This is a genomic window from Methyloprofundus sedimenti (genome assembly GCF_002072955.1).
GTDB lineage: Bacteria > Pseudomonadota > Gammaproteobacteria > Methylococcales > Methylomonadaceae > Methyloprofundus > Methyloprofundus sedimenti.
The window spans coordinates 359,881-373,908 of sequence record NZ_LPUF01000003.1 but is presented as its reverse complement, the minus strand read 5'-3'; the positions used below and the strand labels follow the sequence as shown (position 1 = coordinate 373,908).

At 40.4% G+C, this 14,028-nt stretch carries 10 protein-coding genes and 1 pseudogene; 7 read left to right on the top strand and 4 right to left on the bottom strand.

Going from position 1 to position 14,028, the window contains the following annotated elements; genetic code table 11:
* The first annotated feature begins 54 nt into the window (after positions 1-54).
* Positions 55-1,188, top strand: a complete 1,134-nt coding sequence (locus AU255_RS16585) for a sulfotransferase (RefSeq protein ID WP_080524011.1) — start codon at positions 55-57, stop codon at positions 1,186-1,188.
* A gap of 208 nt (positions 1,189-1,396) precedes the next feature.
* Here the strand turns inward: AU255_RS16585 and AU255_RS16580 are convergent, their stop codons facing one another.
* Positions 1,397-2,398, bottom strand: coding sequence for an IS110 family RNA-guided transposase (locus AU255_RS16580; RefSeq protein WP_080524010.1), 1,002 nt, complete (start codon positions 2,396-2,398; stop codon positions 1,397-1,399).
* A gap of 633 nt (positions 2,399-3,031) precedes the next feature.
* Here AU255_RS16580 and AU255_RS16575 point away from each other — a divergent pair.
* The 6 genes from AU255_RS16575 to AU255_RS16550 all read left to right on the top strand — a co-directional run bounded on the left by AU255_RS16575 (position 3,032) and on the right by AU255_RS16550 (position 10,969).
* Entirely contained in the window at positions 3,032-5,656 is a 2,625-nt protein-coding gene (locus AU255_RS16575) for an MMPL family transporter (protein WP_080524009.1), read from the top strand.
* Between the two features lie 110 nt (positions 5,657-5,766).
* Positions 5,767-6,891, top strand: a complete 1,125-nt coding sequence (locus tag AU255_RS16570) for a glycosyltransferase (protein WP_158083158.1) — start codon at positions 5,767-5,769, stop codon at positions 6,889-6,891.
* A 298-nt stretch (positions 6,892-7,189) separates the two neighbouring features.
* A complete protein-coding gene (locus tag AU255_RS16565; RefSeq protein ID WP_080524007.1) occupies positions 7,190-8,917 on the top strand; it encodes a response regulator in 1,728 nt (575 codons plus the stop codon).
* A gap of 417 nt (positions 8,918-9,334) precedes the next feature.
* Positions 9,335-9,706, top strand: a complete 372-nt coding sequence (locus AU255_RS16560) for a helix-turn-helix domain-containing protein (RefSeq protein ID WP_158083035.1) — start codon at positions 9,335-9,337, stop codon at positions 9,704-9,706.
* Positions 9,669-10,286 (top strand): IS630 family transposase, encoded by a 618-nt coding sequence (locus tag AU255_RS16555; protein WP_332889073.1) that lies wholly within the window; start codon positions 9,669-9,671, stop codon positions 10,284-10,286. The genes AU255_RS16560 and AU255_RS16555 overlap by 38 nt, the downstream gene beginning before the upstream one ends.
* A gap of 38 nt (positions 10,287-10,324) precedes the next feature.
* Positions 10,325-10,969 (top strand): c-type cytochrome, encoded by a 645-nt coding sequence (locus AU255_RS16550; protein ID WP_080524006.1) that lies wholly within the window; start codon positions 10,325-10,327, stop codon positions 10,967-10,969.
* A 931-nt stretch (positions 10,970-11,900) separates the two neighbouring features.
* On the opposite strand, the pseudogene AU255_RS16545 reads toward AU255_RS16550, so the two are convergent.
* The 3 genes and pseudogenes from AU255_RS16545 to AU255_RS16540 all read right to left on the bottom strand — a co-directional run.
* A pseudogene (locus AU255_RS16545) lies at positions 11,901-12,398 on the bottom strand (IS1595 family transposase); the annotation flags it as partial.
* A gap of 15 nt (positions 12,399-12,413) precedes the next feature.
* On the bottom strand, positions 12,414-12,755 hold the full coding sequence (locus AU255_RS20495) for an IS66 family transposase (RefSeq protein WP_269844824.1): 342 nt from the start codon (positions 12,753-12,755) through the stop codon (positions 12,414-12,416).
* Between the two features lie 84 nt (positions 12,756-12,839).
* The gene (locus AU255_RS16540) at positions 12,840-13,994 is read right to left on the bottom strand and encodes a transposase (RefSeq protein ID WP_198942657.1); all 1,155 of its coding nucleotides are present in this window, start codon (positions 13,992-13,994) and stop codon (positions 12,840-12,842) included.
* Positions 13,995-14,028 lie beyond the last annotated feature (34 nt).

The following is a 14,028-nucleotide window of genomic DNA, read 5'->3' as shown; positions in this document are numbered from 1 at the left end:
AATTCAATCATTGACAGTCAGAAGAAGTAAATATTCACAAGAGGTGCTACTCCGATGTATTTTCTTTATTGGCCCATTTTCCTGAAGTTAATGATGCGTATGTTTACTCCGCGGTATTTTAGACCAAAATTTGTATTTTTTGTTGGTTTCATCATTATCCCCGCAATTTTGTGTTTTCGCTTAATCGTAGTATTTTTTCAGATACTGGACTTTTTTCTTTTTCCCGGATTTTGGCGTATAGAGATTAAGCAGCCTTTATTTATCTTAAGTAATCCTCGTAGTGGTTCGACATTTTTACATCGAATGCTAGAAAAAGATAAACAATACACCTACTTGTCCTTATGGCAATCGCTATTAAATTCAATAACTTTGTATAAGTTAGTAGGGTTTATCAGTGCATTAGATAAAAAAATAGGGGCCCCCATTTCACAAATAGTTGATGCAGTTGACAGGCATTTTTTCAAAGGCTGGGATGGTTTGCACAAGGCAGGACTGCGTTTTTCTGAAGAAGATGAGTTTTTATTTGTCAGTTCGTTTTTAGCACCCGGTCTTATTCTTTTTTTTCCTTACCTGCATGAGGTAGATGATGTTTTTTCGCTGGATAATCTGCCTGTTAAAGCGAGAAAATGCCTGATTAAAAACTTTCGCTTATCTGTTCAACGTCATGTCTATGCAACGGGTGGTAACACCTTTCTTGCTAAAAATGCGGTTGCAGGTGGCAGGCTAGGTATCTATCAGGAAGCTTTTCCTGATATGCGTGTTATTCATATTCAAAGTGACATACTCAGGTCCGTTGCATCCTCTTTGAGTGTGTTTTCTAAACCCTGGTCATTCCATTCACCAGCTTGCTACCAAAGAAAATACGAAAGTATGAGTGTGATAGAGATGGTGAGAACTAATCATCAGGGAATAATCAATAACAGGCAAAATTTTACGCCTGAAAATTCGATTGATATTGAATACGATGATCTGGTGATTAATCCCGAAAAAACTGTGGTATCTATTTATCAGCATTTTGGCATGCCACTAAATGCTGAATATAAGGCAAGATTAGTGCTTGATTGTATCGCAGCAAAGTCATATCAGAGTGTACATGAGTATACAATTGAAGATTACGGGTATACAAATGAAGAAATCATTCAGCACCTTGCCGATAAATCTATACAGAATCTGCTATGTGTAGCATAACTAGCGGATCTTTGGCATCATTTATTTTTACCTGAAAGTAGCTTTCACTTGCCCCTGTTTATTTAAATCAAAGGTAAAAAACTTCAGTTTTGTATGGAGTTAGCAATAGCTAAAGAGACTATGAAAGTATTCAATAACATACCTAAAAGGACAGGTTCCGTAGATACTCTATTAAAACGCAAGCGTGAATGCATAAAAATTTATATTTTTATGCATTTATAGTGATAGGTAACGTATAAAAACGAGCCCCATCGAATTTTTTGTTAGTACGTAACATGCCATGGATGGCGTGTAATAATTTACGCATCACAGCACAGACCGCTTGTACTTTCTTTAAGCCATTATCCTCAATCAAGTGATGATAATAGCCTTGAATATTCGGCTCGAATCGGCTGGCAACCAAAGCTGGCATATACAAGGCCTGACGAATATATTTATTACCCACTTTGCTAATGCGTGGCTTTTTAGATACGCTACTACCTGAATCAAATATCCTTGGATCCAACCCTGCATGAGCAACCCACTGCCGCGCAGTCATATCCTTAGGCAAGATCATCAGTTCACTCAGTATTTGTACCGCTGAGGCTTGTGCAATCCCTTTGATGCCGGTGATTAATGAATGAGCCTGCTTCAGATCTTCATTTTGATGAATGATATTAAGTGCACTGTCGCGCAAGGTTTTAATTTGTGCGTCTAAAATATCAATCAACTGCTCTGTCTGTTCAATCACCAGCACGGGTGTTTCCACTGTTGATTCCAAAGCATGAAGCTGGTTTTTAGTTTGTGTTTTTTGCTTACTTAAGGCGGCAATACGACGCGCAGTCGCTCTTAAGCTAATACATTCATCGGCTGGACGCTCCCAGGCTTCAAAAGGCATTCTTTCAGCATAAATCGCTAAATTCTCTACATCAATCGCATCGGTTTTGCTGCGCGTCATTAAGGCTTTAGCAAAGTTGTGTGCGGCTTTGGGGTTAATCACCATCACTTTAATACCGTCTGCTCGACTAAGAGCGACAGCTAAATCAAAATGATAGATGCCTGTTGCCTCGATGCAAACCTTTGTTTCTCCTTTAAGTTTTGTTAAAGACTGAATAATTGATTGATGACCTAAAGGGGTATTATCAAAGGATTTCGCTTTACGTGCCTTACCATTAACCATGACGACAACAACTAATTCCTTGCAACTCACATCAATTCCGACAGTATTCATTTTTTATCCCATATTAAGTATTATAATGATCACTGGTTTCCCAACCCTGACACTTCACCTACCGTCCTTGTGAATGCAGACTCAGAAGCATAGCTTACAGGTATCAGATACTCCACGGCATGGATGACGAGGGTGGGGAGCCAATCTACGAGCAAGCTCAAAGCTTAAGGTTGGGCCGGCTTCCCCAGAAAATCAGTTATTACTATAATTGTTTTGTGTTAAATAATCTTGTGTTTAAGAGATATGTTTAATATACAAGGTTGGGGTGAGATTGCGACCTCTAACAATCAATAGCTTATCTAGCATCAGTGTTGGGGTTCATGCTTCACCCCAACCTACGCATAATACTTTCACAGTCTCTAAAGTTATTGCACTCGAGAAATTGTGAAAACTATAAAATGAAGGATAGAAAAATCTATAAAGATTTCGAATACCCTGATTAAGACTGACTCATTAATGTCTATGTATGACATTAGTTGATGCAGTTATTAGAATTTCACTTCTCTTGCCCAAATTATCACAAGAATATGCCTGGTTATTTTATTTGTGCTGCGCAGATAAATATTTTTAGCCGTATAATATTGCTCAATCAATGAGTAATTGTAATTTCAGGCTACCCTAGTAAAAACGTATATGAGTAATCGTTCTGCATTCCTGATGGATAAATTTTTTTACTGGTGGAGTACTCGTGTGCTTCGCTTTGCATGGCTGTTTATTGTATTTTTTGTCTTTTTATGTACGGCCAGTCTGTATTACACCATCAATAATTTGGGCGTCAATACTGATACATCAACCTTATTATCTCAGGATTTACCTTTTCAGAAAAATCGAATTCGCTGGGAAAATGCCTTCCCGCAGGATGCTGCGACCATCGTATTTGTCGTGGAAGCACCCACAGCGGAACAGACGAGCATAGCTGCAAATATATTGGCAAAACGTATAACTGCAAATAAAGAGCTTTTTGAATATGTTTATATTCCTGATGATAATGCTTTCTTAGAGCAACAGGGTTTGCTCTATCTGTCACCCGAAAAACTTGGAGACTTATCAGCTAAATTAATCGATGCACAGCCTTTTATAGGATATTTATCACAAAACTATCATCTTCAGGGTTTACTCGAAATATTGGGTAAGGCATTAGACAATACAAATAATGATTTGCCGATGAATCTAAACCCTCTGCTGGAAGGTATAGACGAGTCTTTAGTTGCATTGCCGCTAGATAAACCTTATTCGCTTTCATGGCAGAAGCTACTGGCATTGAATCAAGCTAGCGATAGAAATGCATTACGCAGTATAGTCAGCGCAAGACCTATCGCTGATTTTAATAGTATGAAGCCAGTTGAACAGTCATTGAATTTTGCGCGTGAAATAGCGCGAGAGATCCAGGCACAAGACCCGCAAGTCAGTATTCGCATTACGGGGAAAAAAGCGCTGGAAGAAGATGAAATGCGAGTCCTTGCAGAAGATACTGTTTACTCTGGCCTGTTGGCATTAGCGTTAGTGATAGTTGTGCTATTCATTGCCTTACGATCAGTTAAACTGGTGCTTAGTACATTGATAGTCTTGATTATGGGGCTTATTCTGACAGCGGGGTTTGCAACAGTTGCAGTCGGCCATCTTAATGTATTATCTGTCGCATTTGCGATACTCTATATAGGCTTGGGGGTCGATTTTGCCATTCATATCTGTTTAGCCTTCCGTGAATGCTGGGAACACCACATGTCTAGCGAGGATGCGATAGAAAAGAGCGTTATCAATCTTGGTTTTTCCCTGTTCTTATGTGCTCTTACTACATCAATTGGCTTTTTTGCCTTTATTCCTACTGATTATGCAGGGGTTTCCGAGTTAGGTCTAATATCTGGCGGCGGCATGTTTATAGGCTTGTTCGTTTCTTTAACGTTACTGCCCGCTTTACTGAAAGTATTTTCCATAAAAAAACTACCGCAGCAACAGGTAACTCGTCTCCCCAACTGGATATGTACTTTTCCGTTTCGCTATGCGAGAGCTATTCGCTATACCTCCATTTTGCTTGCTATTGCAGCTTCATTTTCACTGCATTATGTTTATCTCGACTCAAATCCGGTTAACCTTAGGGATCCTAATAGTGAATCTGTAGTTGCGTTCAAAGACTTGTTACAGTCGAAAACCCGGTCTCCATTTGTGCTTATAGGCTTAAGTGATTCCCTGGAAAATGCAGAAAAATTAGCCAGTGAAATGCAGGGTTTGGAGACAGTCAATAAAACTATAACCTTAGAAAGTTTTGTCGCAAAAGATCAAGATGAAAAACTGGCCATCATCGAGGACTTAAGTCTGGTTATGGGGACAGACTTAAATAGCTTTGATCGCCCATTAGAAGCGGCAGATTCTCGTAAAGCTTTGCTAAAATTACAGACGAAAATCAATATCGCCTTAGCGAACCCTACAAGCAAGGCTACGCCAGAGTTATTAGAAAAATTGCACCAGCACATTACTGACTTTATAGTTTTTGCTGATGCCTCGGAATTATCTGCAACTAAATATCAGCAGTTTGATAATAGTGTTTTAGGATTATTTCCTTATACCATGCAGCAATTAAATATAGGTTTACAGGCATATCAGTTTGGTTTGGCTGATATTCCAGACTATATAAGTAATAACTGGGTTAGTCCATCGGGTATTTATAAAATTATCATTGACCCTAGATACGATCTTAATAAGGCTGAAAACCTGAAAGCTTTTGCTACCGAAGTACAGAGTGTAGACGACTCTGTAACCGGGCTACCTGTTTCTGATTTGGCTGCGGGTGATGTGATAGCCGAAGTCTTTATTCAGTCATTTACCACAGCAATACTGGTTATTTTTCTAGTTTTATTCATTATTTTGAAAAGTTTGCGTAATACATTGCTAGTGATTTGGCCTTTATTGCTTGCTGGACTGCTGACTGTAGCAACTAATGTGCTGTTACAAAACCCCTTCAATTTTGCCAATATTATTGCTCTGCCTTTATTAATGGGCATGGGTGTGGATAGTGGTATTCATATTATGCATCGTCTGCATGAAGGCCTGGGGGCTAATCAACACTTACTACAAACCAGTACCGCACGAGGGGTGTTTTTTAGTTCTTTAACAACACTGTTAAGTTTTACCAGCCTGGCATTTACCAATCATCAGGGAATTGCCAGTATGGGGCTTTTATTGGCTATAGGGATCACTTTTACATTAATTTGTACCTTAATAGTTTTGCCTGCATTTAGTGTAAAGCGGGTGACTCTTTAATTATTGTTGTTGAAAATACCGAGGTAATAATACATTCCGTTGGTAAGTTATAAAAACCTATTTTTAGGTAAATTTTAAAATCAATTCTATATGCATACCCGGAGAGCATGGTGAAAATCGTTTTTGTAGCAGACAATGTGGATGGTGAAAAATCAGGAGGCGTTGTCTCGACACGACGGTTTATTGATTATTTCAAAAAAACAGATGATTTAACCATTGTGAGTACAGGAGAGGCAGAAGAAAATAAAATTGTATTTCCGGATTTTTATCTGCCGTTTGCGAAAAAACAAATGCAGGAAATGGATTTTTTATTTGCCTGGCCAAATAAAAAAGTATTAAGAGCCGTGATTAAAGATGCTGATTTAGTGCATATACAGTTTCCATTCTTTTTAGGCTATCAGGCTTTAAAAATCGCCCGTAAAATGAATAAGCCGGTGGTTTTTGGTTTTCATGTGCAGCCTGAAAATCTTATGTGGAATATAGGCCTGAACTACGAATGGTTAAATGCCTTTTTATATCGTTTTTTTATTACTGTTTTTTATAATAAAGCAGATTTGATTATGTCACCCAGTATTTTTGGTAGACAAATGCTGGAGAAATTTTCTATTCAGGTTCCGGTAGAAATAATATCGAATGGTTTACCCGAACAGTTTCGGCCTAAGCATTGTGTTAAAGATCCGGAATTTGCAGATAAGTTTGTTATCTTAATGGTTGGCCGACTGGCAAAGGAAAAGCGCCATGACCTGGTTATGCAGGCGATCAAGCAATCTAAATTTAAAGAAAAAATTCAACTGGTTGTTACCGGACAAGGAGCATTACGTGCCGAGTTAATTGATCTGGGTAATACCTTGCCCAATCCTGCTTTTTTTGAATACGTCAGCCAGGAAAAATTAATTTCCCTGTTTAATACCGCAGATTTATTTATTCATGCTTCAGAAATTGAGTTAGAAGGCATGGCTGTTTTAGAAGCGATAGGCTGTGGCCTGCCAGCCTTAATCTCTGATGCTGAACACAGTGCTTCAGCGCAGTTTGCTTTAAATGATGACTTTTTATTTTCTGCAGGTGACAGTGCAAGTCTAGTCTGTAAATTAGACTACTGGATTGAGCACGAAGCTGAGTTGAAAGCATCAAAATCAGCGTATGTTGAAAAGGCCCAGACCTATGCCTTTGATGCCAGTGTGCAACATGCAAGGTTGCTATATCAGGGGCTGGTGGACAGCAAAGCAAACAAATGATTTTTTAATAAGCATAGCTTCCTCCCTCTTGTTTGATAATATGAATTCATAATTCGTAACCTAGGTATCCTGCTTAAATTTTCATGTTTTATTTTTAAATCAGCAAATGAATTTGACTTGATTATCTCCCTCAGTAGTGAAACCAGAGAAAAATTAGCATATAAAAATCGATATTGACGATGAATATAAAAGAATCAAGCAAGGCTGCGGTCATAGACGAGCTAATTGTTCCTCTCCGCGAGTAAGTCCCTATGTCAACATATCTGTCGACTATAAAATTTAATATGAGGAGACAGAAATGGCTACATTTAGCATCAGCAACTTGAAACCTCTGTCCATAGAGACGAAGCAGGAAAATGACAATCTCCGGCCTTTCTTTACCCAGTCGCTCGATCTGCTCTGCATTGCCGGTTTTGATGGCTACTTCAAGCACTTAAATCCAATATGGACAACCCGTTTGGGATGGACTGTGGAGGAGTTAGTGTCCAGGCCCTTCCTTGATTTTGTGCATCCTGATGATCGCGAGGCCACGTTGGCTGAAATTGACCGGCTCATCAAGGGCGAGAAATCGATCTGCTTCAAGAATCGCTACCGTCATCAGAATGGCTCTTACTGCTGGTTAAGATGGAGTGGGTGGTTCGCGCAGGAAAGCCAACGGTACTACGCTATAGCTCAGGACGTCACTCGGCAAAATCGGCTGGAACGGGAGATCATCGAAATTGCCGACCGAGAAAAAGAGCGATTGAGCCTAGAGCTGCACGACGGTTTGTGCCAGAGCCTGGCCGGTATTGCCGCCCTAAGTTCGACGCTTTCCAGGCAGCTGGCGGCGCATGCCGACACCACCGAGTTTGTCGCAGCTGCCGAGATCAATCAACTACTCAACGAAACCATCCGTCAGGCCCGCGACCTGACTCATGGTCTAAGTCCGATTGGACTGAACATCGTCGGTCTTCAGAGGATGCTGGAAACCTTGTCACTCAATGCTCAGCAATGGATTAACATTACTTGCACACTCACCTGCGATGACTCTTTTCCCAGACTTGATCACGAGGCCGAAGGACACCTGTTTCGCATTGCCCAGGAAGCTGTGAACAACGCAGTTAAACACGGACAAGCTGATCGAGTTGAAATCAGTCTATGCGTAAAGGGGAAGGAAGGTAAACTGAGTATCCTGGACAATGGCCTGGGTATGTCCGAGAATTCAGGCGATTCAAATGGGATTGGGCTGCACATCATGTCTTATCGGGCGCGACTGATCGGTGGCCGCTTGAGTGTGCGACAGCACAGGCGATCTGGCATGGCAGTTATCTGTGCTTTTGCGCTAACTGAAACACTCGAACCCGGCGATCAGGCCAAAAGGACGGTTCTTATCGTCGATGATCACCCCGTGCTGCGCCGTGGGCTCACCGCGTTGATCGATTTCGAGTCTGATCTTATCGTCTGTGGGGAGGCCGCAACCTATCCAGCTGCGCTTGAAGCCATACAGGCACATCAACCCCACCTGGTTATTGTCGATCTTGAACTCGGGAATAGAGACGGCCTGGATCTGGTAAAGGACATCAAGATTCGTCATCCGTTAATCCCGTTGTTGGTGCTGACGATGCACGATGAATCAATGTATGCCGAGCGTTCCCTGCGAGCTGGCGCTGCTGGCTATGTCACCAAACAGCAGCTCGATGATACGTTGTTGATTGCTATCCGTTGTGTGTTGACCGGTAAAATCTATATGAGCGATCAGTTTCAGGGTAAACTCGCTATAAAATACCTGGAGCGGCAAAATCTCACCCCCAACTCGCCTCTGGTTAACTTCACTAACCGCGAACTGCAAGTGTTTAGACTGATCGGTGAAGGCCGCGCTACTCGCCAAATCGCAGAATACTTATCCCTGAGCATTAAGACTATTGAATCCCACCGTGAGCACATTAAAAGCAAGCTGAATTTAGATTCTGCCTCGCAGCTGGCCCACCGCGCCACCCAATGGGTTGACAACGGCGGCATGGGTTGCCCCTCCGCTTTTCTCTTTTAGTTTTGACGCATAGGGAAATCCCCCATAGAAAAATCAGGGTTCCCCCGATGCGCATGGCCAGCCGGTAGCGTATTCTAAAGGTGGGTAACAGTTTCTCTCTCCATTGGCTTGCACAGAAATTCTGACTGGCGAATGTTGCGTAGCCGGACAAGTTTAAAAGCCACGTTGAAGGTGACTCAGATATGATTTGCAAATCTATCGACTCTAACCCTATTGTTTTTATTGATTCTGGAAAAACAACGTTTTTTTAAAATAACTATCGAATTCTCAATTGCTTGCCCGACGGACATTAGGTTCACAAAATAATAAATTAAATCAAAAAAAGGAATAACTAATGCTTATTACATTTCCCGTATTAATGAACTGAATTTTAATGTACTATAGCTTTCCCAGTTCTCCGTTATCAATCATATTTTTGTGCCAGCCCCTTACTCAGTCGATATTCGAAAAAAAGTGCTCAATGCTATTGAGATAGACAAACAAAGTAAACCTGATATAGCTAAACGTTTCGCTGTTTCTTATTCTTTTGTTTATACCTTATGGCAACATTACCAGGAAACTGGCATGATTGCAGCCAAAAAAGTAGGCGGGCATGTTGCACCAAAAGTAGATGAAGCGGGTGCTCTTGAGATAAAAGAATGGCTAATAAAAAAGCCTGATTTGACACTAAATGATCTTTGTGACCGATATGCTGAACACTTTGGTATTAGCATGGGGAAAAGTTCAATGGATAGAGCTCTTAAGCGTATGAATATTCGATATAAAAAAAAGTCCGTACGATCCAGCTAAATATTGTGACCGAACTAAAAAGCTAAAAATAGACTATTGCACTGAAATCGCCGATATATCGCTCGATAAGCTCATTTTTCTTGATGAAATGGGCGCAGGACTGAATCTCTCACCTCTTTATGGGCGAGCACCGTCAGATCAGCGTGTTTATGATGAAGCGCCGGTTGCTAGAGGGCAGCGTATAAGTATGGTCGGGGCAATGACATCAGCCGGTATGAAAACCGCCTTAAATTTTGAAGGAACCATGACAGGACTTGTATTCCTCTACTTTTTGAAGCATTTTCTTTGCCCCTTACTCGCTGAAGGTGACTATGTTGTGATGGATAATGCCTCAGTTCATAAAGTAGATGAGATTAAGGATCTTATTCAAAAGACAGGAGCAAAGCTTATTTATCTACCGCCTTACTCACCTGACCTTAACCCGATTGAATTAGCATGGAATAAAATTAAACAGTACTTACGCAAACAAAGACCACGAACCGTTGAAGCGTTATATCAAGCTTATGCCGAAGGGTTGAAATGCATCAGTACAGATAATGCTCTAAGCTTTGTTAATCACTCAATGAAGTTCGCTATTTAAGTGGGATATGTAATAAACTAAAAGCACTAATACTTTCAATGGCACTTACATTTTTTAATGTAGGTGTTATGGCAACTTCTGTTGTTAATGCTCCTGGAGCAGATACGGAAACTAAAGTTTCTACGAAAACATTACAAATTGACATACCTAGTTTGATCTTTGGTGCTGATAAATATAAGGCAAAATTAGGTTTTCGCGGTCGTGTTAATAATGAATATACGTTTGGCTTAGAGGAGTTAATTCGTATACCAGATACTGAAGTCAAAGGTAAGGTCTTGTATGAAAAAACATGCGCATTATGTCATACGATTGGTGGTTCTAGTAGTACAAAATCAATCAGTTCTACAGACATATTTTCTGCCATGTTGCAAAATTTAGGTGGTATGGGGCAATTGGATTTGACAGATGAAGAAATAGAAGAGATAGCAGCTTATCTGAATAGCATAACCAGCACACCTACTCCGGTTACAACGGTACAAATTGGCCAGAATCTCTATGATAAAAATTGTTTAGCTTGCCATGCAATTAATTCTAGTGCCTTTTTAGCATCTAAAAATAGTTCTTCAATTTTCTCTGCTATTTTAAATGATCTGGGCGGTATGGGAAAACTAAATAAGCTATCACCGAGTGACGAAGATGCTATTGCAGATTATGTTTCGGATTATATTCTTAATAATCCATAAGTGATTGAAAAATAAGTAATAGAAGCTTGCAAAGTGGTAAAGGTCAATATCTTCGTTTTTAGCGCGTGGATATTGAACTTTCAGGGCAGGCCTAGCCTGTGTTTATCGAATAGAGATCTTCATTCCAGTGCGAAGAAAATCAGGGTCATAGTTGCTCTGCTTTGTATTGCGAATTCAAAAGCAAAAAAAAATGGTATTAGGGCTAGGCCTAATTCTTGCCAAAATTATCAATGTAGAGCAGCCAGTCACCCAACAGCCCCCTGTGAGCTGTTGGGTCTTAATCGTTCAACGCTATATTAGCAGCCAATGCCTATGTCAGATGAGGATATACAGGTGTTGCACCTGGACCATATACTAGGAGGCTGTCCGAGAATAGGTAACTTAAGGAAATACCTAAATTAAAAATGTTTAATGTTGCCTCTTTTCTTCGCAGTTACCTCTGTATGTTGATTTTTTACATCTATTCCTTCTGTTTCAACCTATTTCACCGGATTTAATTTCATTTTTATTAATTTTGAACGGATGACTCTTCTAAATATCGCTTGTGTTATTTTTTTGAGATTATGAGTTCTCAGCTGATGTTACTCTTTGACGTTTGAATTAATTGCCCCTGCTTTCCTCTATATCCGTGATACTTTTTATAAATACATAAGCGCCGGCAATGGCTACTACAAAAAATGAGCTAAGAATAATTTCTAATAACATGATGATGCTCCACTTAAAGATGAATATGATCTCCATAGGATTTATGAAGTATATGGTCAATTAAAGCCATTATCATGCCAATTCTTTTTTATCTAATTTTTAATTATAAAATCAAATAGATAACGCCATTAAGGTTGAAAAAAATTAAATGGTAACACCAAACAGTGGTTGAAATTAACCATTAGAATGGTTTATTTCAACCTGTATAGCATTGTATAATTTAAGGCTATGTCACCGTTAAGTATTGAAAATCACCCAGAGCAGAATGTAACAATTGCTCAGGGGTTAGATTGTGGTTCCGATCCATAATTCTGCACCAAGCCAAATAATTAGGTAAATACTTGGTGGCTACACCATGAAAGCGGTCTAGCCATGATTTAAAACGGTGGTGGTATGCATTGACATTTTGTATATGATAGGCCCCTTTAGTCACCCGCTGCCCTTGACTCATGTTAACGATTTCATGAGATACTTTTTCAGCTTTACAAAATGCACCATAAGTTGGATTGCCATCACTCACAAGGAGGGCATCCTGGTCTAGTATTGGCTTTAAATGCGTATCAAGAACAATTTTGCTTATTGGGCCATTACCTGTCACAAAATCTACGGTTTGTTTTGAGCGATCACGAGCAATTAAAATGCAAATTTGCTCATCAGAAATCCCTCGCTTAGTCGCACAGCCCCCTCGTTTCCTTGGTTGACGATTGAGATGGCGTTCTCCTTTATGTGTAACTTCTCATTATCCACTGGCAGCGGCCGCACGAATGACTTCCGATAACGGAGGAATCCCTTCTAACTTCAGTAAGCGACTTTTTAAATAACCCCAAAATGACATGCCGTGCTTTCGGCAGGTCTTCTTGAGACTGGCAAAAGTATCACGGGCTTTCCGCCCTGCATCACTTCGTGTACTCCCGCTGATTTTTCGTTTCTTGACGTAATCCCTTATATCCCGTTCGCTTAAATTGTTATGAAGTGGGAGGTAGGGTTTGTCGAGTACACGGAGGAGTTCATGTTGATTTTTCCCCATTCGCCCGAGGGCCTGGTTAAGCGTTTCGTAACAGGTTTTGGTACTGCATAGGATTTGAAAGCGCTGCCTGATACTGCTCGCCTGTTCGGTAACAGGATTAAGTTTATAAGCTTTCAGGTCATGGTAAATCGACCAAAGCTAGTCGCGTGCGTCATCGACTGCCTTGGTATGGCTGTCATTTAAAGGAATCAGGCGATTAATTACTCGTTCGGCATGGATCCAGCACAAGGCATGATCAAAGACGTTAAACTGCCCTGCATCATCACTGATAATTGAAAAGTCAGAGGAAATGCCTTGGTCTAGCAGCCCTCCCATCAAAGCACCTTCCGTGACTATTTTTCTGTGCCGAGGTTTAACGATGCCTTGCTGATCCAGCCATTCGCACCAGTCAGGTGCCGTGTTAATGCAGACACTGATATTTTCCAGTGTCGCCAAGATTACAACAGACAGCTTATTTTGTGCCATGTATTCAATGGCACCTGTGTTCAATGTATAAAGCGTTGTTTTGCCTTGTGATAGACAGTTTAAAAAATTGATTCTGCTTTTACTTTCTGTACTACTGAACCAGGCAAAAAAATCATTGCCAATATGTGTGCAATAGCCATTTTGCCCTTTATGCCGTGCGCCAGTATCATCTGTATGAATATATTTAGAAACGGATAATCCCGTCTTCAGTAATTCATCTTTTTCGGCATGAAAATCGTCCAGATCTTCTGTTAGTATATAACTGAGCTTACCGCTCGAAATATCGACGCCTAAATCACGAATTTGTTCCAGTAGTAATGGCTGTGTGACATGTTGGTGATGGTATTGATAGAGAATAAAGGCAATAAGGCTTTTACCAAAGCTACCTCCCTGAATGTCTTCGGGAAGCTGACCTAAAATCGTAAGACCCTCTGGCGTTATATATTCTGCTAAACGATAACGAATGTTATGAGTTTGAAAGGTAATATCCTGAATAACACGATCCTGATACCCTTTAAAGCGTAAACCCTCCGGGATTTCATCCGGCTGAATAATTTGGGTTTCATCTATTTTGAGGTTGCCTTTTTTACTGCGCCTTGGGCCTTTTTTCCTTTTTGATGAGGAGTCATCACTTCCTGGGGCACCCTCCTTATCCATTGTACTCGGTTTGATTTTAGGCTTTGTGGTTTCACCTTTAAGCTTGAGTATCTCTTGTGCTAACTCATCAATCTGCTTTTGTTGCCAGGCAAGCATTTCCAATAACACATCGACTAGCGGTGTGCGATCTTCTTTGTTTATCTCTGGTAATTCAGGTTTAGGCGAGTTCATAGAATATATTGTAAAGCAACTTTTTAATATTTTC